Origin of the sequence: Achromobacter ruhlandii, assembly GCF_902859695.1 — a bacterium.
GTDB lineage: Bacteria > Pseudomonadota > Gammaproteobacteria > Burkholderiales > Burkholderiaceae_B > Achromobacter > Achromobacter ruhlandii.
This window is the reverse complement of sequence record NZ_CADIJL010000008.1, coordinates 110,458-130,016: the sequence shown is the minus strand read 5'-3', so window position 1 is coordinate 130,016 and position 19,559 is coordinate 110,458. Positions and strand designations below refer to the sequence as shown.

Here is a 19,559-nt window from a genome sequence, read left to right as displayed (position 1 = left end):
ATCGTCATCAGCCCGAATGTTCGAGCGCCGACGCCCCCTTCGCCAGGCGAAAACGCCGGGAAAGGCGCGGGATTTCGTCATCAGGCCGAGCGCGCCGCCGTCGCTGAAGAACTGGCCGGCCCGACCGATGACCGCACGCGCGACGCACGGGGCGGGTCGGCGCCGACCCGGTCGATTCGCGAACGACGCCGCCGTTCCGAGCCCCACCTGTCCCCGCTCATTGCCTTGCTCTTCACCCGGGCTGGCCTTGCTGCGCGATCCACCGGCGGATGTCTTCCGCGCGCCAGACGGTCACCCGCTCCGAAAGCTTGACCGGCTCGGGAAAGGTGCGAGCCTGGATGCGCCGCCAGAGCGTCGATTTGGAGATGGGCACGAAGGCCAGCACCTGGGGCTGGCGCAGGAAGCCGGTCTCGGGCAGCGTCAGGGTCGCAACCGAAGCGGCAGGCGTCGTTGTACGAGCGCTGGAAGCCGCCACCTTCGCGGCGGTACTGGTACGGATGGTACGGATGTTGGGCATGATCGGGCCTCGTCACGGCGGGTGCCGATAAAGGACATGACCTGCTCTGTTGCGGCCGCGCTAGGTCAGGATGGCGCGGGCCGATAGGGAACGCAGAACTCGACGACATGCCGCCGGCGTCCCGGTCGCACGGCATGGAAGGATGAACAAGAAAGTGACTCCCACCGCATGACGGCCAAGGGCATCCGGGTCGGGAAAGATCAGCCGATCCGCACCAGCACCGCGCAGCACGCGCGACGGCGGATCGTCGGGCAACAGGCAGGTAACGACTGCGACGCCGCCACGAGTGCGGTGAAGGTGCCCACGGCGTCAGATCATGCGGACGTGGAACCTGTCGATACGATATTGAGGTCCGTGGGCCGACGCAAGACGCCTCGGGACGCGCCAGCCGAAAGGGGCCGCACACGCCAGCGATTGGAGATGGCACCGGTACCGAACCCATTCCGGCACGCCGTCATCAAGGTTGCCGCCCAGGCGCCGAATCGCGAACGAAGCCGATCCGGCTCAAGCCCGCGTTGGCGGATGGGGCCATGATTTGTGTCTGCGTCTCATCAGGCGCCTTGGTGTCCGCCTGCCAGTCATCCCACGGGGAGAGTGACTGGAGGGTTTCACGCATAACATTTCGCGGCCGTGCGGCTCATGCTCCCCCCTGTGGGTAGAAATATTGGCTATTTCGAGCGGTTGCCCAAGTGCTCACAACAATTCCGCACGACCGTCATAACGAATGCCCGATCATCAGTCCCCAGTTCGGAAATCCATGCACCGAAGGTTGCAGCTTCGCTGGCATCTTCGGGCCCTTCATTCGATAACAGGTCGCCGGCGGAACAGCGCAGCGCCACCGCAAGCCTGTCCAGCGTCGGCAGGGACGGCAAATGCGCCCCGCGCTCAATGCGCGAAATGGTTTCGGCGTCAACGCCTACCCGCTCCGCAACCATTTCCTGTGTCCATCCCAGCTGTTTGCGCCGCTTCGATAGGTTGCCCCCCAATCGCTTCGCCAGACGGGCGGAGTCTTTTTTCTTTACCGCCATCGTGTTGTCCTTTCAATCAACAAGAATGACGGTCACTGGACTATCGAAACAGGGTTACTTATGTTGTTTTAACTATCTACATACTTGTTGAGTTCTAGCGGAAAGAAACGATGAAATAGTCATATTCTGGCGTCCGCTGCGAATTGCGGGCGGCTTACAGTGAACTCGGGCAGATGGCTCAGATTGCCGTAATCACGCTCTGGATGGTGGCAACGAAAATCAGTCACGCCTTCGCCGATCAAATGTCTAGGTGCGTCGACCGGGAAAACGTCAAACGGCTTCGGAAATGCCAAGGCGATGGCCATGAGCGCGAACGCCGCCGTGCAGGTTCAGCGGCCCCAATAACAGAATCGCTGACCGTGAAGCAGCAGCCATCGACGCTAATCGCCAACCGCAGGTTCGGTGCTTTCCAGGGCTGCTTCCGGCATTCGTGCGCTAGCGTCGGCCGCCGTCGGATCGACCGCCGCGTCGCTTTCCGGACCGGGTTCGTCCGCACCATTCGGTGCCCCCACGGCTTCGGCCTCTTGGCGGTTTGGCCCGCTGCGGCCTTCGACATCGTGCGCGTCCAGGGCATTCATCCGCCGCCGCAACCCCATCGCAAAGTTCCGCGCGCCATTGGCGACATCGCGCACCTGCCGTTTGAGACCCGCGCGCTGCATGTCGACGGCCTGGGTGGTAATCACCTCGTGAATCTCCAGGGTCTGCAACAACGGCATCAACTGGTCGAGTTTGCCCAGCACCTCCAGGAAGCGTCGACCGATGGACGACAGCACATGGACGTCCACATCCAGCGGCACGGTGTCGTAGGTCGCCGTGCTGGTAATGCCATGGACCTTGAATAGTGCTTCGGCACCGTCGATGGCTTTATTGAGGTTCTCGGTCACTGCGTCCATCTGGGCTCGAATGGCCTCCTCGACCTTGGCGACGTCCTCGTGGTCGAGCCTCGTGCGAGCGATCACCGAGATGAAGTGGGTGTTGAGTTGCAGCGTGTTGAACAGCCGCGCGAAGAAGCGCTTGCCCTCGGCGCTGGTGAAGCGCGTCGGCATCTTCAGACTGGCCGCCTCGACGCGTCGGAAGTCGGCCTTGGCCTCCTTGGCGAGAATGCGGGCGTTGACGGCCCCCTGGTCTACCTTGACGATCTGGATCTCCGACATGCCGTGCTCCTCGAAATACCGCGTTCGGGCCAATCATCCATGCAGGCACATGCACTCGCCACCGGAAATGGCCGTCACCTGAGGGGGCTTTCGGCATCGGGCCAGATTGGACCGGCTTTTCTGGATTGACCTGGCCATCCGGTGGCACTACCTTGACGTCATGCAGCAGCTGGCCCTGCATTCAAACAAGGCAAGCCCTGGAGTTTCCTGTCTGTCGCGTATGCCATCGGCTTCGCCGGTGCCGCGTGCGCCGATCTTGCCGGCACCGATATGGGTGCCTGTCGCACCCATGCCATCGAGGCGAGTTTTCGAGGCAGGGGCGAGGCGCTTTAACGATTTCGTAAGCGCCCCTCCCCCGAAAGCCTTCCTCGATCGGTAGCTGGCATACCGGTCACGGCGGTGCTCACCGCCCGTTCAAGCCAGCCCTGGAGCTTCTTCCCATAGCGCCGTTCCGCCCGTAGCGGGTCGGCAGCTTCTCACCCCACGGGGGCATATGCCCCCCGTCGTGGTGCGCGTTGCCTCCAATTTTTCCTGGAGCCAACGATGCTGAATCAGAACGTATCCCCCCGAGTTTCCCGTCCCACGCCCGTGGGGCCTGTTTTGCCGCGCATTCTTCCCTCTCTCGCGGCCGCCTCGCGCCACCGTCCGGCGGCGATCCCCGATCGTGCCGCCCTGGACGCTTTGCTCGACGACGAGGAGGCGCCCGTCGAATGGAGCGAGGAAGACATCGTCTTCCTGCATTGGCGCCTGCTGCAGGAGGTCAGCCATCTGGCTGATCCCACAACGCCGCTGGAAGAGAAGTTCGACACCCTGCGCTGGGTGTTCAGCGAACGCGAGAAGGACGGCATGCCGTTCTCCTTTGTAAGTTGCCTGCGCGTCGTCGGCTGCAGTCCGCTGTCGCCGATCGCTTACTGCGGTCGGGTCGACGCGGAGGAAGTGCGCGACTGCATCCGCCACGGCCTGAAGGCCTGGCTCGATGTCTCGCTCGAGCGCTACCCGGACTGGGTGCGCGATGCCGTCGTCCACAACCCAGCATGGGTCGAGGCCCGGCTTGCCAAGAACCCCCAGTGGATCAACGAGCAAATCAAGCGGATGGCGGTACAGGGCGACCTGTTTGCCTGACGCCTTCTTCCATTTCTAGGGCTTGTCGCCAACGCGAAAGCCTCACCCCTTCAAGGAGTCGTCATGACCACTTTCAAGGATGTCCTGTGCCTGCTGGCAATCTTCGTCGCCTACGGCATCGTCGGACGCATGGATTATGAAGACGCGGTAGGGCTGGAACAGATTATCAAGGAACGGCATCACGTCGACTGTCAGATGACGACGCCAGCCGACCGCGAAGCCCTGGCGCAGATCAACGATCTGCCCTTCGATCCATCTACCCGTCGCACGGACGCAGCCGCGCCCGAAGACGGGCAGCCCTGCGCGTCGCGCGTGCTGTGAGGAGGCCGCCATGCATACCCAAACGCGCATCGCGCACGACGCCCCTTCCCTGCTGACCGTTCAGGCGCCGGAAGACATCGAGTTCCTGGTCAAGGAAAGCGAAATCCTCACCGGTCGGGCCGGCCGCACCTTCGTCATCGCCGGCGCCGACTGGCTGGCCTACCGGGTGCATTGGCATCCGATCGGCCTGAAAGTCGAACGGCTCGATGCCGAGGGCCGGGTCCTCAGTGGGCTTCATTCCACCCAGCACCTGCTGCCCTGGGAGTTCCTCGGACACAGCCTGATGGAGGCCCTGGCCGCCGGCCAGTTGTTTACCCCGCCGATCCGCCGTCTCGGCTGACCGATCGTTCTTTCCCCCTTGGCGGGCCCGTCCCGCCGGGGCCGGGTTCCGCCTGCACTCATGGAGCACATCATGCAGATACAGGTTCAAATCAACGAGGAAGGCGCGCTGCGCAACCAGCGCTATGCCTTTACCGACCGCTTTACGCTCGTCTCCGAGCTGTTGCAGAACGCCCGCCGTGCCGGCGCGATGCGCATCGAAATTCAATACGACGCCACCACGCAGGTACTGCGGGTGGAAGACGATGGCCGCGGCCTCGACGACTTCCAAAAGCTCCTGAGCTTCCACGAGTCGGGTTGGGATGCGGCCACCAGTGCCGAGGAGCGCCCTTTCGGGGTGGGCTTCTCGAAGTGCCTGTATGCCGCCACGCGCTGCATCGTCGCCTCAAAGCATCAGCGTGTCGATATCGACACCGCGGCGGCGCTGGCCAAGGCGTCCATCGAGGTGGAGCCCATCGCCGAAGCCGTTGCCGGTACCCGGATCGAGTTGCACGGCGTTGACCTGCCCGACCTGGGCAATCGCATCGAGAGCTTGTGCCTGGGTTTTCCGGTGGAGGTGCTGTTCAACGGCAAGCCGCTGTTGCGGCGCTTTGCCGCCGCGAACCTGGCGACGATGGCCAGCCCGATGGGCACGGTCCACCTCACCGGCACGCGGGACGGCAAGTTCAGCTACAACACCCTGGTCTTCCTGCAGGGCTTCTGCGTCATGAAGCCCAACTATTGCCCGTTCGACGAGGTCAATATCGTGCACCTGGATTCGCGCCAGTTCGTGGCGCGCCTGCCGGATCGCGACAAGTTGATCGACGAGGACGTACAGAGAAAGCGGATCGATACCGAGTTGAAGGCCTGCTGGCGGCAGACGCTAGAGGTCGCCAAGACCCAGCTTTCGCCCGAGCGCTTCGTTGCAATCTATTACGCGGCGATGCGCGCCTGGGGACATTGGGACCTGCTCAACGACCTTGATGTGCTGCCGGTCGAATTATTCGACGAAATCGTCGACTATCCGATCCAGGATGACGACCGCAGCTATGTCCGGCAAGTTGCCGTAGCACCCACTCGACATGCCGTCGAGAGCGGCAAAGTGACTCTGGTTTCGCTCGACTGGTTGGGCGACGACAACGCAGCACGCTGGATGCTCGCCCGGGCCAAGGGCTATTTGCTCTTCGACTGGATCGGCCTGAGCTCCGAGCACTGGGCATGGCGCCACGTGCGTTTCCTGGACCAGGAAACGGTGCAGGTCGAGGCGGTGTCCGAACAGGTCCGCGTCCAGTTGGAAGGGCGCTGGGTGTGGCCCACCGTGATCCTGTGCGAGGCCGTGCGCCTGCGCGCCGGCAGCAAGGTCGTCGAAGTCACCGACAAGGGCGTCTGCCACCATGGTGTCTTGTACATCCCGGACGGCGAGACCTCCGGCGAAGCGGTGCGGCAGGCCTCGTCCTTCATCGACGAGAACGACCAGTTCCTCGCTTCGGACCTGGACGCGGACCGCGACGCGCTGGCGGACCTCATCCGTCGCCTGCGTTCGGTCGATCCGGTGCAGACGCTCGACTCGCTGCTGCAGGAATTGCGGCTGGGCCGGTATCCCCTGCTGCACGGCAAGGCCTTCCAGGTCACCGTGGGGGTGGGTGCTGCGCCCGGCCATTCGGTGGCCCTGATTGCCGAAGCGGGTTCTGCCAACGCGGGAGCTGGCCATGCAGGATCGTGAGTACGCGGCCCGCATCGAAGCGGTCAAGCAACGTGCCCATGGCCGGTGGACGGAAATCCTGGCGAGCCTGGGCGTGGATGAACGCATCCTCAAGCGGCGCAACCTGCCTTGCCCGTTGTGCGGTGGCACGGATCGGTTCCAGTACACCGACAAGTTCGGCGAGGGGAACTACCACTGCCGCCAATGCGGCCCGGGTGGCGGCTTCAAGTTGCTGCAAGCCATCATGGGCTTGGACTTCAACACCGCGCTGCGTGACGTCGAGCGCTGTCTGGGGATGATGCCGGTGACGGCACCGCCCCGCAGTTGCGAGCCGTCGGCCGAGCGCATGAAGAAGCTGGCCCAACGGATCTGGAACGAGGCAAAAGCGGTAACGGTGGGCGACGAAGTCGATCGCTACCTGAGCGGACGGGGTCTCGCCCTGCCGGTGTACCCGAAGGTGCTGCGCTTCCACCCTGCCCTCGGTTATTACCAGAAGGAAGCCGCCGGCAAGTCACGCAAGGTGGCTGAATATCCGGCGATGCTCGCCTGCATTCAGGGTGCCGACGGCCACGCCGTGACGCTGCACCGGACCTATCTGCGGGACGGCGGCAAGCTCGCGGCGCTCGATGCGAAAAAGGTGCTCTCGGCCGGGATCAACGGCGCCGCGGTCCGCTTGTTCGATGCGACCGAGGAACTGGCGATCAGCGAAGGTATCGAGACCGGCATCGCCTTGCATCTGGCGACCGGCAAACCGGTCTGGGCCGGGCTCAACGCCGGCAATCTGGAGAAGCTGTGGCTGCCGGACACGGTGCGTAAGGTCTGCATCTACGCCGACAACGACGCCGACGGCGACTTCGCCGGCCAGGCCTTCGCCTTCGCGCTGGCGCGCCGGTTGAAGCGTGAAGAGAAAAATAGCGGTCGGCGGCAAGTGCGGGTGTTCCTGCCCAAGCATGCCGGCACCGATTGGGCCGATGTCTGGCGCCAACGCCTGGAAGCCCAGGCGCCGCGTGCGGCATGAATGTTTGACGAAGGGTGCGGCCAGTCGGCTGCACCCGCCTTTTCAGCGGCACTGCATCGGGCGGTGACGGTGAAAAGGCCCCTATGTTTGCCCCACTGGTAGTTGTCACACCAGGCGGCGCCCCAAGGCGCCGCGAAGACAGCCCTGGAGTTCCGGCGCGATTTCTCGCGCCCTTTCTGGACCGGCAACCGCCGGTCCGTCTCGACCCTGGCGGGGATGCGCTTCCCCCGAGGGGCGATGCCGTCTCCGCTTTTCTTTTCCGACAAGGAGATTGCTATGAAAAACGGACGTTCTCTCGTCAGCCTGGCCCAGGAACTGGAGCGCCAGCTGCATTCGAAGAAGGACTTAGTCGTGCCCTCGACGCTGGTGCGTCATGCCACCGACGATCTGGGGAGCACGCGACTCGTCATCGAGGAAGGCGGCAGCCCGGTGCACTACGGCGTCACACCCCTGGCACGTCGCCAACTGGCAGACAAGCTGAAAATCCCGTATGCCTATTTCGAGCGCATGCGCGAAGACCAGCCGGCCCTGCTAGACCGCAATGTGAACACCTGGCTGCAGAGGGAGGACGAGCGGCGCATGCTGCGCACCCTGGACGGTCAGGTGCGCGCCGTGTTGTCGGATCGCTACCGCCGCCTGGACAACTTCGACCTGGCCGAGAGTGTGCTGCCCATCCTGCAGCAACTGCCCGAGGTACGCTTCGAGTCGGTCGAACTGACCGAAACGAAGATGTACCTGAAATGCATCACGCCACGCCTCAAGTACGAGATGGCGCCCGGCGATATGGTGCAGGCCGGGGTCGTGATCTCGAACTCGGAGGTGGGCCAGGGCACGTTGTCGGTACAGCCGCTACTGTTCCGGCTGGTGTGCAGCAATGGCTTGATCGCTGCCGACCGCTCGCTGCGCAAAACTCACGTGGGGCGCGCGCTGGGCACCGAGGATGAACGCATCCAGGTGTACCAGGACGACACCTTGCGCGCCGACGACAAAGCCTTCTTCCTGAAGGTGCGCGACGTAGTGCAGGCGGCAGTGTCGGAAGCGACCTTCCGCCAGACGGCGCAGAAGATGCAGAAGACGCTCAATATCCCGCTGGTGGGCGACCCGGTGAAGACGGTCGAGGTGCTGGCTCAGCGCTACGCCCTGAACGACAGCGAGCGCGCCGGTGTGCTGCGCCATCTGATCACCGAAGGTCAGTTGTCGGGCTATGGGCTAGTCAATGCGGTGACGCATTACAGCCAGGAAGTCGAGGACTACGACCGCGCGACGGAGTTTGAAGCACTGGGCGGCCGGCTGATCGACTTGCCGGCCCATGAGTGGAAAGGCTTGGCGGAAGCGGCCTGATCCAGACAATCGCTGAAAGCCGGCCGGGGTATCCGCCCCGGCCCGGCCTTCAGCCATTCCAATACCATTATACCGAGGGCGCGCTATCCCGACATCAGATCGAGTGGCAGCGGCCCCTCCACCGGCGCAGCAGGCCGGCGATCGCGCTTAGTCGCCGCGTCGGCTGCCCCGCCGGTCTTGGTCTGATTCGTTGGAATCGTCGCCCCTCAAACTATGCCTTTTCGATACGCCGAACGATCCTCCCTGCGGCGGCTATTCCCCCAAGCAACAGCTTCTGTCGGACCTTACGTGTGGCAAAAGGATCGCCCTCCAGATTTTTGAACAAATGTCTCTGCCATAACACAATGCCAATGACTATGCTGATTTTTGTTGCCATAACCCAATCATCATGACGGGTCGCTCATAAAACTTTCCACCTTCGATGCTCAGACACCCGTTTCAGCAGGACCAACTGGAGAACATGACCATGAGTCGCGTGACGCTTACCGATGTCGAATGGATCAACCTGAATGTGCTCGTCGTCATTCGCGCCGGTCTCCAGTATGACCCCGCCTCGACCTGCTGCAGGTACGGGCTCAATACGGCGCAAGCCAACCATCTTCGAGAACTGAGCCTCGACGAGGTGTGGTCCTTGGTAATCCACGTCGGCGACACGACCCTGTTCCCACCGCGCGCCGACCTCGTGACGTTGCTGAGCACGCCGCGAGTGTTGGCGGGCCCCATGGCGCTCGTCCATCCCCCCATGCCGATGGACAGCCGGCGGTAGGAACCACGACCGATGCCGACCCGCGGCGATCGGCACCTGCGCGCCATGCAGCTGGCGAAGCAATTGGCGGCACTCGGCGCACGGCTGAAGACGATCCACCTCATCACCGGCATCCCGCCGCGCCAGGTGCAGAGTCTCTTTTTCCCCGATGCCCACACCATCCCGCGCGGACGCGCCCCCGACTCGGCCGAGTGGTACCACGGCGCCAACCTCATCCTGCGGACCGACGCCTGCCTCATTGGCGCCAGGTACCGCCAGTTGCGCAACCAGGGACTCGCCGCCGGCGAAGCCCTGGTCTTCGCCTACCGCGCCTACCAGGCCGCCACGCTGCCGCCTTACCGCATCAGCCTGGACCGGGCCTTCAACCTCGTCTCCTATATCGACGGCATCTGGCTGGCCAACGCACCGGCGCTGTCCGTGCTGACCTGCCCCGGGTGTGGCTGCGAGTTCATTGCCGCGGTCGGCACCGTGGCGCACCCTGGCGAACCTTGCCCCTTCTGCAAGCTGCTGGAACGCTTTCACCTGGACCATCGCATCCAAGCGTGTTACCCGGCTCGCCCTGCACTCGACATGACCGAGCGCCAACTGGGCATGCTGGCGCTGTTTCACAAGTTAAGCCCTGAAGCCGAAGGCGATAGCCCGTCGGAATAGGTGACGTTTCGGCGGGACAGGCAAGGTAGCCAGCCCGAGAATGGCCACTGCGCATTCTCGTCGGAATCGCCGTACCGCCATGCCCGCCACGCCAACGCCTGTCACTTCATACCCCGCCTCCGACCCAGGGTTCGCCGCCGTGCCGGTCGAGGATCTGCTGGCCGGCGAAGCGGACCTAATCGCACGCATCAAGCTCTGTTACGGCATCGACCGGGACAGTTTCGAGCGCGATGTCCTAATGCTGGTGCGCCGCTATGCCGCCTGCGTACATCTGCTGCCAGCGACCGCCGACAACTACTTCAGCAAGCCCGGCGGGCTCTTGCGCCTCGGCCTGGAGACCGCGTTCTTCAGCCTGCAAGGCACCGACGCGCATATCTTCTCAGGGCGAATGAGCATCTCGGCACGCCGCCAACTGGAGCCGCGCTGGCGCCATGCGACCTTCATCGCTGGGCTGTGTTGCGAATTGCACCGGCTGATGAGCCATATCATCGTCACCGATGCCGCCGGCGAGGCGTGGCCGGCCTTCCTGCGGCCGCTGGCCGACTGGCTGGCAACCCGGGGCAGCGAGCGCTATTTCCTGCGCTGGCGGCCCCAAGCCGTCGAGGCGCGCGGCCTGGGCCTGTTCGCCCTGCCCCATGTGGTGCCGCCCGCGATGATGGCCGACCTCTCCGAGGGCAATGCGGTCATCGTGCCGCATCTGCTGGCCAGCATCGGCGGCATTCCGGTCTATCGCGACCACAACATCCTCGACGAACTCGTCCGCCGCTCGCTGGCGCTGGTCATCGACCGCAACCTGGTCGCCAGCGCCGACCGCTACGGTTCGCCGCAATACGGCTCGCACCTGGAGCGCTACCTGGTCGACGCCCTGCGGCGGCTCACCAGCGGCAACTCGGCCTGGGTCCCCAACCGCGAGAAGTCGCGCCTGTGGTTCGGACAGGACGGTCTGTTCCTGGTCTGGCCCGGCGCCGCCGAGGATGTCCACCAACTACTCGAAGCCGACCAACTGGCCGGCATCCCCAAGGCGCCCGAGACGATGCTGGAACTGCTGCTGGCCGCTGGCGTGTTCGAAGCGGCAGCAGCGGGCCGCGCGACCTGGTCCATCCAGCCGCCCGGCGCCAAGGCCCCGCTGGAAGCCGTCAAGCTCTCGGCCCCAGCCATTCTCCTCGCGGGAATCGATCCGCCCCCCGTCGCCCTGCCCCAGGCGCTGGAATTCAAGTCAGCGCGGGCGTCTACGCCAGTTGCGCCGCAGACGCCTCCATCAATGCCACCGCCGGCACCGGTGAAGAGCGGCACCCAGTTGTCGCTCATTCCGCCGCCCGAGCCGCCTGCCGAGAATGACGTCCGCGTGGGGCCGGTCGAGGAAACACCCGGATCACCTTCGCCGGAACCGGCGACGACACCGCCTTCGGCGTTATTCACCCTGCAAGCCCCGATGCGTCTGAACCCGGTGGTGCGGGACGCCCTGGCCGAGGCCGTTCGCACGCTCAACGATGGCATGGGTCCGCCCACCGTGTGCACCGTCGCCCAGGGGGTGTTCGTACCGCTGGAGGAATTCGGGCGGCGCGGCGTCCAGCCACCCCTCGCCATGCGTGCCCTCACAGAGGCGAACCTGCTGGTGAAACCAAACCGCAACGGCCCGCCGACGCTGTCGCGTGAATTCAACGGCAACCCCACCGTCGGCATCGTGCTCGACCCGCGCTGCGTGAGCGGACTCGATCTGGCGGGCTTTGCCGCGCCACCGGCGGAGGGAAGCTGAGATGCTGGTACGCCGCTACGAGATGCCCTGGCGCCGGGCCTATGAGGTCTATGCCGGCATCGCCTGGTGGCTGGCGCTGCTCTATTTCATTGGAGTCGGCGTGACCGGCGCCCTGCCCCGGCAATTGGCCCTGCCGCTTGCACTCGTCTGCTTCGCGATGGGCGTGCTGCGGGTGACCCAGGCGCTACGCACGCTGATCTTGCGGGCGTCGCTGCGCGGGCGCGGCATCGAGGTCGTCGGCACCGGCGACCTGGCTCGATGGTGCCAGGATCCGGCCTCGGTGTTCCTGGGCTTCGGCTTCGAATGGCAGCCGGTGCATTCGCAGCGGCTCTATGAGCTCGCCAAGATCGACTACCGCGAGTACGCCGTATCGTCGCGCCTGCTGCAACTTTTGGGCTACGACAGCAAGCCGCAGCCGGACGCCGAGATCGGTCTGCCCTATATCCACGGCGTCGAACCGAAGGAAGGTCCTTTGCACCGGCCGCTGCAGAACTTCGAGGGCGGCACGTTGCTGGTGGGCACCACCCAGTCCGGCAAGGGGGTGGCACTCGCCAATCTGATCACCCAGGCGATCCGCCGCGGCGACGTGGTGATCGTCATCGATCCGAAGAACAGCCGGCGCCTGAAGCGGGTCGTGGAGCGTGCCTGCGCGGACTACCGCGAGCCGGACACCTTCATGGAATTCCACCCGGCCTTCCCGGAGCGGGGGGTACGGCTGGATTTCACCTTCAACTGGCAGAAGCCCACCGAGATCGCCTCGCGCATCCAGTCCATCATGCCGCCGGACACGGCCGGCGCCTTCTCGGCCTTCGGCTGGGATGCCGTCAACGTCGTGGTGCAGGGCCTGGTCGAAATCGAGGAACGGCCGAACCTGATGAAACTGACCAAGTACATCGAGGGCGGCATCGAACCGGTCCTCGAAGGATCGCTGCGCCGCTACTACGATCAGACCCTGGGCGTCGGCTGGCGCGAACTGCCCGAGATGAAGAAGCTGCTGCACGATGCCCATCGCGGCAACATTAAACGGCCGTCGGAGGCGGCCAGCGCCGACCTGATGGCCTTCGTCGCTTACTACGAGCACCACATCGCCCAGAACCAGCGCAACAGGGTAATCGACGCCCAGGTGCGCACCTTCCGCCACAATCGCGAGCACTACCAGAAGATCACCGCCAACCTGCTGCCCATCCTGTCGATGCTGACTTCGGGCGACCTGGGCCGCAGCCTCTCGCCCGATCCCTTCGATGCGGACGACAGGCGGCCCATTATGAACTTCGAGAAAATCGAGCGCGCCGGCCACGTGCTTTACATGTGCCTGGACTCGCTGCCCGACCCGTCCGTCGCCTCAGCCATCGGCGCCTTGGCACTGGCCGATCAGGCCGCACGCGCCGGCATGCGCTACAACCTGGGCGGCTACCGGCGCATCGCGCTGTTCGTCGACGAGGTCTCGAACGTCATCAACCAGCCGCTGATCGAGATCCTCAACAAGGGCGCCGAGGGCGGCATCTTCACCACCTGCGCGATGCAGACCCTGGCGGACCTGGCCAGGCGGCTGGGTAGCGAGGACGCGGCGCGCATGGCGCTGGGCAACCTCAACAACCTGATCGCGCTGCGCACCAAGGACCGGCCGACCCAGGACTTCGTGGTCGAGACCTTCGGCAAGACGGCGATCCACACGGTGCGGGTGGGCCTGAGCCACGGATCGGATGCCCACCTGGGCGACTTCTCGTCGAGCTATTCCACCCAACTCACCGAGAGCTTCGAGGAGATGGTGCCGGCGGATGTGCTCGGCAAGCTGCCCAACCTCCAGTACTTCGCCTCGGTGTCGGGCGGCCGAATCATCAAGGGGCGGTTTCCGATCCTCGATCCCGATGCGGATTCGTGCCGCGCCCCGGGAAAGGCGGCCGCATGATCCGCGCCGTCGCCGTGTTGTCGTTGCTCGTCCTGCTGGTCCTGGTGCTGTACGTGCCGTCGGCCCATCCCCCGGAGCGCTTCCTCGCACAGCTACGCGCCGAGCATGAGGCAGCCACCGCCTACTGGGGCGCCGAGCCCGCCACCCGCATGCTGGATGGGGCGATGCGCATGCAAGATGCGACAACCCAGGTCACGCCGATTCCTGCCGCGAAGGATGCGCCTTCGCCAGCCGGCGTGACCGGCGCCGTGTCCCGGGAGATGTCCTCGGTCAACCAGCGCCTCTTCAACAACGCCTACTTCCGCGCCGTCGACGCGCTGCTCCTGCTCGCCAGCTATCGGCTCTCCACCCTACTCGAATGGCTGCCCTGGCTGGCGGTATTCGTCTTGGCTGCAGTCGTCGACGGCGGATTTGCGCGGCTCATCAAGGCCAAGGAATTCCTTCAGCACGATCCGGAAATGTTCGCGCTGTACGCCAGCCTGGGGATCGTGATCCTCTGCGCGACGGTCATCGGCTTCGTGCTGCCGGTGACGTTGCATCCGCTGCTGCTGCCGTGCGTGCCGCTGGTGGTTGGGGTGCTGACCGGGCGGGCGTTGGGGTGTTTTCATCGGCGTGGGTAGGCAGTTTGCAGAATCCAGGCGCGGATCTGGCCTTCGTGTGGGAGCCGTACTAAACCTGAGAGGGCTAGCCTAGCGACCGTCGATGGGCTGACTCCATGTTGCCGGGCGAATTGCCGGATCGACGGCACCTTCATCCCCTGGGTGGGCTTTCGCTCCTCAACGAGGCGGCGAAGTCCGCTGGCGATCTGGGCGACCAGCGGGGTATCGGACTGATGTTCCAGTTTCAGCATCTCTGAACTTCGCCGGACACGATTTGGGGCGCGATTTCCCGCATCACGCTCGCGACGCGGGGATCGCGTGTGATTTCCGCGAAAATCTCCGGTGCGGCCAGTCGTGCGGCACCATTGCGGAATTCGAGATAGACGCGTGAACCGTCGTGCGGCGGCGTTGCGAAGGTCACCAGGGGAATGCGTTGCAGACACTCGCGCAAGAAGGCGGTATTGCAGCCGATCCGAGATGACTGCGGATCGGCGTAGACTTCGTCTCTGCTGCGAGCGTGCACATTGATTTTCTCGTAACGCGCGATGTCGATCATTCCGAGTGGATCATAAATCGTCATGTGCTGGCGCGTGCCGCAGGCGATCGGGGTCGGGAAAGTGCCCTTCGGTACTCGGTTGTCGAGAAACTGGTAGCGGTAGTCGATATGCGCATAGGCGAGCCACTTGAACAGCACCCTCGGCATGCCCGCGTAGGCTTCGATGCAATGTCCGAGGAAATCTTCGACAGCCTTGTAGCGGCCTCGCTCGCGTGCCCGCAGCCAGCCGCGTTCGACCGTTTCCTCGGGCGGTGTCACGACGAAGTACATGTGAATCGTCGAAACATATCGCGTATAGGTCTCGTCCAGCACTCGGCCAATTTTGCGGGTCGAGAAGCTGTCGAAGCGGAACCGGTCGACCAGCAGATGCGGGATGGCCTGTGCGCGGTTGGCCTTGTCGCGGATGTAATGATCGAGCTTGGCGTCGATCACCATCACCTCCCGGCCGGTCAGGTGGCCGGCATACTTGTACGCAGCGCCGAGCGAATCGTAATCCAGCAGCAGCCGACGCCAGACGTCCGGGCTGATGGTGGCATAGCCGTCGCCGTCAATTCCGGTGTCGAGCATCAGGCGCTTGACCATCGGGCGGATCGAGCTCTTCCCGGCTGCTGATGCCCCTTTGAGGCTGATCAGCACGGGGGCGCCGCAGTTGCGGATGCGGGTGTAGCCCTCTGCGTCGATGGCGGCCTCGACCATGGGTGCGATGGCCTGTCCGAGAAGCAGGCTGCCGAAGCTATTGCAGACGTGGCGGGTGACGAGGGTCTTAAGCAGTTCCGGATCACGGCCCAGCGATCCGCGGGTCGCTGCCATTGCGCCCAGGATGCGATACAGGCTATTGAACAGTGCGCGCTCGAAGGGATCGAGGGCAGCCAGCCCGCTGGCCTTGAAGCCGGAAATGATGCGGTGGTCGTGCTCGGCCGGGGATTCAGTCCGTCGGGCGTGCTCTTGCCTGCGACCGAACAGCGCTCCGAGCCCCCGCTTTGCCGCTGCTGCCTCCGGCGTCGCGCGCAGCTGTCGGGTGAGAAGCTCCCCTGCCCGCCATTCGGCGCGCCGGCTCAGTTCCGCGTGTTGGCGATGAAACGAATCCGCATGGGGCAGAAGATAAGCGTCGAAGATGCGGCGGGTGATGTGCCTGAAATTCTGGCCGAAGACTTCTTCTGAGTCGCCTTCGGCGACTGCGATGTCTGCGGTCACGCGGACGATCAGCTCATGCAGCACGAGACGCATCGGGCGAAATGCGGCCAGCTCTTCGGCAGGCATTCCGATCATGGCCGCCAGCTCTTGGACCTCGACGCGATCGGTGGTGACGCATTCCTGCCGGTAGATCGTCTCCAGATCACGCCATGGCACGGGTATCCCGCTGGTGACGCCGGGATTCCAGGCGGAGAAGCCGGAGTCTTCAGTAACGCTATTGGGCATGATCATCTGTGCCGAGTGCAGACTTGGTGTCGTCGTGCCCGGCACCAGCGCCGGGAGTGGCCTGCCGTGATCCTACTGCGGCCGAGGGGGCGCGTCACGCCAAGTCGTATCTGCCGGGGTGAATCCCGTGTGCTGCAACTGTATTGGTAATCAACGCTTTCTTGCATCTCGCATGTGTCCGCATCTGGTTACTGTGAACACGCCCCAGAGTGGGCTGGCAATGGGGCATGAGGCGTAATGCATCGAGTCATGCCAGCCCGGTGCGTTCACATCAAGCGGATCTTGATGTAACGCTTGATGTCGCGCAGATTGGCTAGAACCAGGAACACGATCACCAGCACCAAGACGATCCAAAACAGGGTCCACCCGCTCATAGCAACCTCCTTGGTAACCCTCTCGATTCATGAATTGACTGACTGCTCGTCCTTATTGCATCTCCTTCAGCATCCGCTGCACCATGAATTCGATCAGCCCAACCGCCTTATCCACCGCCGCCAGAACGGGCTCGCTAAGCCCCATCCGGCCTTCCTCCTCCGGGCCGAACGAGGTCGGTTCACAGGCCACCAGGACGATCTGCCGGCAGGCTCCGCCCAGGGTAGACACAAGGCGCAGGGTGCTGGCGATGTCCATGTGGTGAGGCGAGATCGACATGTCCTGGAAGGACGGCTCGCTCGGCAATTCTGGCTCCGGCTCAATCACGTAGAGCGTGCCCGGTCTGCCGCCCTGGCAGGTGGTGTCGACCAGGATCGCCGCCCGGCAACCATCCAGAAGCGCATAGCTCAGGTCCAGCCCGCGAATCCCGAAGTCCAGCACCTCCACCTCAGGGGGTAGCGGACGCCGGGCCAGACGCTGGACGACCTCGACACCGAAGGCATCGTCACCAAAGAAGATGTTGCCGATGCCGGCGATGAGGATGGGTTTCTCGCTCACCGCCGCGCTCCATTGCTGGCGAGCGGCTCGACTTCCTCCGGGGCAAAGAAAAACCGGTGACCGGGCAGCCGCTGCATCCCCAAATCCTTACCGGGATCCTCATCCACCACCACCGCGATGTGGACCTGGCCCTCCAGGTCGCACTCAATGGCCTCGACGATGGCCTCCTTACCCGCCAGCGCCAGGTCCAGGATGTCGGCCGAGGCACCGGGGCGCAGGCGGACACGATCCCCGGCCTTGAGCTCGACTCCGCCCACCTGCCAGCGGGTCAGTCGTACCTTGTCATCCCAGCCACGCCAGGGATCCGCCAGCCCGGCTGGCTCGGAGCGGAGGCTGCGCAACGTTCCGTGCAGCCGCTGCAGTTGCGCCTGGGAAAGGGATTGAGTCCGCTCGAGCAGCGCACGGGCATGCTCGTCCACCGCCGCCATTTCCCGTTGCTCCTGTTCAGTCAGGGTCAGGATGCGCAGTGTAAGCAGTTCGTCGATCTCCGTGCCGTCGAAGAGGCTGCCCGGGCTCTCGGAGGCGATCCGGGGATAGTCATAGAGGATGATAGGGGAGGAGAGCAGGGTGTCGGTCTCCCCTGGCTCGCCGACCAATACTGGCCAGGTGCCAATATTGTCGCAGCGGGCCGCCGCCTCGCGCAGCGAGGCTGGAGGATCCAACAAGGAGATGAACGCGCCTTGCTCCAGACCAAGAATGGTATGGGTCGACACCAGGGCATGCCGCAAGGCCTGCTCCCGGACAGGAGCCCCGCCCACCTGGGTGAGGTTGGCAACCCGCACCGTGATCCGGAACACAGCGTCTACGACCGGCTCCGCCGTCAGCTCGACATGACCGGCCAGCGCCTGCCAGGTTCGCACCAGCAGAGCCGTCACCGCGCCCGTGGCATCGCGTACGGGCTCTACCTCGCGCCCACCGGCAACGGCGAAGGGAAGCCGCCGAGGGGCGTCGAGCAGTTCATCAAGGCCCAGCTTGGCCACATCCAGAGGCTGCTCCCGGGCTTCCTGCCAGCGATAGTAGCGTCGGTCACCGATCTCGAGCAGGTCGACCCTGCGCATCGGGGGCTCGACTCCTGCCGACAGCTCCGGCAGCGGCTGCGCTAGAGCACCGACCTCGCGATTGATGAGGTGCAGGAAGCGCACCAGCACGTGCAGCACCGTCTGCGGTGTTCCCTGCAGCAGGCACTGGGTCTGCAGACTCCAAGGCTCGGTATCGCCCTGGGCTTGGCTGTAGGCTCGGGGGTAGACTCCGCCGAAGCTCCAGCGCTGTTGGTTCTTCACCGCCGACGGCCGATAAGGGTAGAGGATATAGCCCTCATAGAGGACGGCCTCCACGATTTTATTCACCTCGGTGAGATCCATGATCAGGCAGCTCCTCCGCAGGGCCCAGCAGGCGTTCCAAGGTCTGCTCCCAGGTGGCGAGCCCTTGGTGTCGCTTGTACTGGTAGAGTCGGTCGAACACATCCTGGCGCAGCACCAGCCAGACGCTGTTGGGGTAATAATGCGCCATCATCGCCCGCCACACTCCCACGGGAAGGCGAAAGGAGACCTCCTTGTCCCAGGGGATACGGTCGATCTGCAGCCCGTCCTCCGGATCCTGGTAGAAGATCGAGCCGCTGAACAGGAGGCCCAGCGGGATTTCATCCGTCTCCAGGGCATAGAAGTACTTGGTCGCCGCCACGTTGAAGTCGTAGCTGCAGGAAACTGGTAGATCGACCATGCAGTTACCCTGAAACCGCGGTACCAGCGCGCTGATCGAGGTCCAGGGCAGGCTGTGCAGGGTCTGGCTCCAACGCTCGGGAGCACCAAACAGCTCGAGCAGCCGCTCCTGCTCCCGGGGCTGGTAACGCCGCTGCATGGCCTCGATCCGGACCTGGCACTGGAGCATGACATGGTGGATGGGCGTCTCGGTATCGGCTGCGGTTAGCTGCAGCTTGAAAACAAGCTGCGGTGATGCCGCGTAACGGGCCACCTCTGCGCCCAGCACCTGGAAGTCGAGCTCAGGCATCGGAGCGCACCTCCACCACCGGATGCGCACCCGCCTTGAGTCGGGTGAAGAAATCACGAATGACCGCCTCGAACTCTGGTCCTCCGGACAGGCCCTGCATCAGCGCTACGCCGATACCTTGGATACGCAGATGGGACGCCACGCTGTCCAGTGCCTGCCGGACCCGAACCTCTGCATCGTCCGGGGGTAGCCCGTGCAAGAGCAGCAGGCCTCGAACCTGATCGTCCTTGGCCATGGCATCGAGGAGCGTCTGGCCTGCTGTCCCGGTTTCGGAGACCAGCTTCAAGATCCTGGCGAGCCCTTTACCGTGCAGGTCCAGCACGACCTGCAGCAGTTCCTTCGCTGCCTCCCGGGCCGTCGGGTCGGGCAGGCCCTCCAACACCTGGATCAGCGCCTCGATCCGCCGCACCTCCTGCTCGAACGCCGCGCTTTCCATCGTGCCGCC

The 19,559-nt window shown here is 64.3% G+C and carries 21 protein-coding genes; 11 read left to right on the top strand and 10 right to left on the bottom strand.

Features of this window, described 5'->3' with window-relative positions:
• Positions 1-232 precede the first annotated feature (232 nt).
• The 4 genes from HV742_RS12605 to HV742_RS12590 all read right to left on the bottom strand — a co-directional run bounded on the left by HV742_RS12605 (position 233) and on the right by HV742_RS12590 (position 2,699).
• Positions 233-517: a helix-turn-helix transcriptional regulator gene (locus HV742_RS12605; protein WP_175145367.1), complete on the bottom strand. Its 285-nt coding sequence runs from the start codon at positions 515-517 to the stop codon at positions 233-235.
• A gap of 668 nt (positions 518-1,185) precedes the next feature.
• Entirely contained in the window at positions 1,186-1,545 is a 360-nt protein-coding gene (locus tag HV742_RS12600) for a helix-turn-helix domain-containing protein (RefSeq protein WP_175145366.1), read from the bottom strand.
• Positions 1,546-1,664: 119 nt separating this feature from the next.
• Positions 1,665-1,850, bottom strand: a complete 186-nt coding sequence (locus HV742_RS12595) for a hypothetical protein (protein WP_175145364.1) — start codon at positions 1,848-1,850, stop codon at positions 1,665-1,667.
• Positions 1,851-1,925: 75 nt separating this feature from the next.
• Positions 1,926-2,699 carry an AcaB family transcriptional regulator gene (locus HV742_RS12590; protein WP_175145362.1) on the bottom strand — a complete coding sequence of 258 codons (774 nt, stop codon included), beginning with the start codon at positions 2,697-2,699 and terminating at the stop codon, positions 1,926-1,928.
• 543 nt (positions 2,700-3,242) lie between these two features.
• Between HV742_RS12590 and HV742_RS12585 the strand changes: the two genes are divergently transcribed.
• From HV742_RS12585 to HV742_RS12535, 11 genes are all read left to right on the top strand, one after another.
• On the top strand, positions 3,243-3,821 hold the full coding sequence (locus HV742_RS12585; protein WP_175145360.1) for a hypothetical protein: 579 nt from the start codon (positions 3,243-3,245) through the stop codon (positions 3,819-3,821).
• Positions 3,822-3,884: 63 nt separating this feature from the next.
• A complete protein-coding gene (locus HV742_RS12580) occupies positions 3,885-4,142 on the top strand; it encodes a hypothetical protein (RefSeq protein ID WP_175145357.1) in 258 nt (85 codons plus the stop codon).
• A gap of 10 nt (positions 4,143-4,152) precedes the next feature.
• Positions 4,153-4,482 (top strand): hypothetical protein, encoded by a 330-nt coding sequence (locus HV742_RS12575; RefSeq protein WP_175145355.1) that lies wholly within the window; start codon positions 4,153-4,155, stop codon positions 4,480-4,482.
• A gap of 72 nt (positions 4,483-4,554) precedes the next feature.
• Entirely contained in the window at positions 4,555-6,183 is a 1,629-nt protein-coding gene (locus tag HV742_RS12570; protein ID WP_175145353.1) for an ATP-binding protein, read from the top strand.
• On the top strand, positions 6,170-7,180 hold the full coding sequence (locus HV742_RS12565) for a DUF7146 domain-containing protein (RefSeq protein ID WP_175145351.1): 1,011 nt from the start codon (positions 6,170-6,172) through the stop codon (positions 7,178-7,180). The genes HV742_RS12570 and HV742_RS12565 overlap by 14 nt, the downstream gene beginning before the upstream one ends.
• A 276-nt stretch (positions 7,181-7,456) precedes the next feature.
• Positions 7,457-8,521 carry a DUF932 domain-containing protein gene (locus HV742_RS12560; RefSeq protein WP_175145349.1) on the top strand — a complete coding sequence of 355 codons (1,065 nt, stop codon included), beginning with the start codon at positions 7,457-7,459 and terminating at the stop codon, positions 8,519-8,521.
• A 466-nt stretch (positions 8,522-8,987) separates the two neighbouring features.
• A complete protein-coding gene (locus HV742_RS12555; protein WP_217482381.1) occupies positions 8,988-9,287 on the top strand; it encodes a hypothetical protein in 300 nt (99 codons plus the stop codon).
• 12 nt (positions 9,288-9,299) lie between these two features.
• Positions 9,300-9,938 carry a FlhC family transcriptional regulator gene (locus tag HV742_RS12550; RefSeq protein WP_175145345.1) on the top strand — a complete coding sequence of 213 codons (639 nt, stop codon included), beginning with the start codon at positions 9,300-9,302 and terminating at the stop codon, positions 9,936-9,938.
• A gap of 139 nt (positions 9,939-10,077) precedes the next feature.
• Positions 10,078-11,694, top strand: a complete 1,617-nt coding sequence (gene mobH, locus HV742_RS12545) for a MobH family relaxase (protein ID WP_254601088.1) — start codon at positions 10,078-10,080, stop codon at positions 11,692-11,694.
• A gap of 1 nt (position 11,695) precedes the next feature.
• On the top strand, positions 11,696-13,603 hold the full coding sequence (traD, locus tag HV742_RS12540; protein ID WP_175145341.1) for a conjugative transfer system coupling protein TraD: 1,908 nt from the start codon (positions 11,696-11,698) through the stop codon (positions 13,601-13,603).
• Positions 13,600-14,223, top strand: a complete 624-nt coding sequence (locus HV742_RS12535) for an IncC plasmid conjugative DNA transfer DtrJ family protein (protein ID WP_175145339.1) — start codon at positions 13,600-13,602, stop codon at positions 14,221-14,223. The genes traD and HV742_RS12535 overlap by 4 nt, the downstream gene beginning before the upstream one ends.
• Before the next feature lie 223 nt (positions 14,224-14,446).
• Here the strand turns inward: HV742_RS12535 and HV742_RS12530 are convergent, their stop codons facing one another.
• The 6 genes from HV742_RS12530 to HV742_RS12510 form a co-directional block, all read right to left on the bottom strand.
• The gene (locus HV742_RS12530; protein WP_175145337.1) at positions 14,447-16,177 is read right to left on the bottom strand and encodes a DEAD/DEAH box helicase family protein; all 1,731 of its coding nucleotides are present in this window, start codon (positions 16,175-16,177) and stop codon (positions 14,447-14,449) included.
• Positions 16,178-16,443: 266 nt separating this feature from the next.
• A complete protein-coding gene (locus tag HV742_RS32590) occupies positions 16,444-16,551 on the bottom strand; it encodes a DUF6893 family small protein (protein WP_437340590.1) in 108 nt (35 codons plus the stop codon).
• 52 nt (positions 16,552-16,603) lie between these two features.
• Positions 16,604-17,107, bottom strand: a complete 504-nt coding sequence (locus HV742_RS12525; RefSeq protein ID WP_217482379.1) for a hydrogenase maturation protease — start codon at positions 17,105-17,107, stop codon at positions 16,604-16,606.
• Positions 17,104-18,468, bottom strand: a complete 1,365-nt coding sequence (locus HV742_RS12520) for a hypothetical protein (RefSeq protein WP_175145335.1) — start codon at positions 18,466-18,468, stop codon at positions 17,104-17,106. Before HV742_RS12520 ends, HV742_RS12525 begins: the two co-directional genes overlap by 4 nt.
• On the bottom strand, positions 18,446-19,114 hold the full coding sequence (locus HV742_RS12515) for a DUF6084 family protein (protein ID WP_175145333.1): 669 nt from the start codon (positions 19,112-19,114) through the stop codon (positions 18,446-18,448). Before HV742_RS12515 ends, HV742_RS12520 begins: the two co-directional genes overlap by 23 nt.
• Complete coding sequence (locus HV742_RS12510) at positions 19,107-19,550, bottom strand: NifU-related iron-sulfur-binding protein (RefSeq protein ID WP_175145331.1); 444 nt, start codon at positions 19,548-19,550, stop codon at positions 19,107-19,109. Before HV742_RS12510 ends, HV742_RS12515 begins: the two co-directional genes overlap by 8 nt.
• Between the last annotated feature and the right edge of the window lie 9 nt (positions 19,551-19,559).

Bases quoted from the DNA above. Each gene is read 5' to 3' on its own strand.
- HV742_RS12605 (WP_175145367.1), bottom strand. From the start codon at position 517: ATGCCCAACATCCGTACCATCCGTACCAGTACCGCCGCGAAGGTGGCG.
- HV742_RS12600 (WP_175145366.1), bottom strand. From the start codon at position 1,545: ATGGCGGTAAAGAAAAAAGACTCCGCCCGTCTGGCGAAGCGATTGGGG.
- HV742_RS12595 (WP_175145364.1), bottom strand. From the start codon at position 1,850: ATGGCCATCGCCTTGGCATTTCCGAAGCCGTTTGACGTTTTCCCGGTC.
- HV742_RS12590 (WP_175145362.1), bottom strand. From the start codon at position 2,699: ATGTCGGAGATCCAGATCGTCAAGGTAGACCAGGGGGCCGTCAACGCC.
- HV742_RS12585 (WP_175145360.1), top strand. From the start codon at position 3,243: ATGCTGAATCAGAACGTATCCCCCCGAGTTTCCCGTCCCACGCCCGTG.
- HV742_RS12580 (WP_175145357.1), top strand. From the start codon at position 3,885: ATGACCACTTTCAAGGATGTCCTGTGCCTGCTGGCAATCTTCGTCGCC.
- HV742_RS12575 (WP_175145355.1), top strand. From the start codon at position 4,153: ATGCATACCCAAACGCGCATCGCGCACGACGCCCCTTCCCTGCTGACC.
- HV742_RS12570 (WP_175145353.1), top strand. From the start codon at position 4,555: ATGCAGATACAGGTTCAAATCAACGAGGAAGGCGCGCTGCGCAACCAG.
- HV742_RS12565 (WP_175145351.1), top strand. From the start codon at position 6,170: ATGCAGGATCGTGAGTACGCGGCCCGCATCGAAGCGGTCAAGCAACGT.
- HV742_RS12560 (WP_175145349.1), top strand. From the start codon at position 7,457: ATGAAAAACGGACGTTCTCTCGTCAGCCTGGCCCAGGAACTGGAGCGC.
- HV742_RS12555 (WP_217482381.1), top strand. From the start codon at position 8,988: ATGAGTCGCGTGACGCTTACCGATGTCGAATGGATCAACCTGAATGTG.
- HV742_RS12550 (WP_175145345.1), top strand. From the start codon at position 9,300: ATGCCGACCCGCGGCGATCGGCACCTGCGCGCCATGCAGCTGGCGAAG.
- traD (WP_175145341.1), top strand. From the start codon at position 11,696: ATGCTGGTACGCCGCTACGAGATGCCCTGGCGCCGGGCCTATGAGGTC.
- HV742_RS12535 (WP_175145339.1), top strand. From the start codon at position 13,600: ATGATCCGCGCCGTCGCCGTGTTGTCGTTGCTCGTCCTGCTGGTCCTG.
- HV742_RS12530 (WP_175145337.1), bottom strand. From the start codon at position 16,177: ATGCCCAATAGCGTTACTGAAGACTCCGGCTTCTCCGCCTGGAATCCC.
- HV742_RS32590 (WP_437340590.1), bottom strand. From the start codon at position 16,551: ATGAGCGGGTGGACCCTGTTTTGGATCGTCTTGGTGCTGGTGATCGTG.
- HV742_RS12520 (WP_175145335.1), bottom strand. From the start codon at position 18,468: ATGGATCTCACCGAGGTGAATAAAATCGTGGAGGCCGTCCTCTATGAG.
- HV742_RS12515 (WP_175145333.1), bottom strand. From the start codon at position 19,114: ATGCCTGAGCTCGACTTCCAGGTGCTGGGCGCAGAGGTGGCCCGTTAC.
- HV742_RS12510 (WP_175145331.1), bottom strand. From the start codon at position 19,550: ATGGAAAGCGCGGCGTTCGAGCAGGAGGTGCGGCGGATCGAGGCGCTG.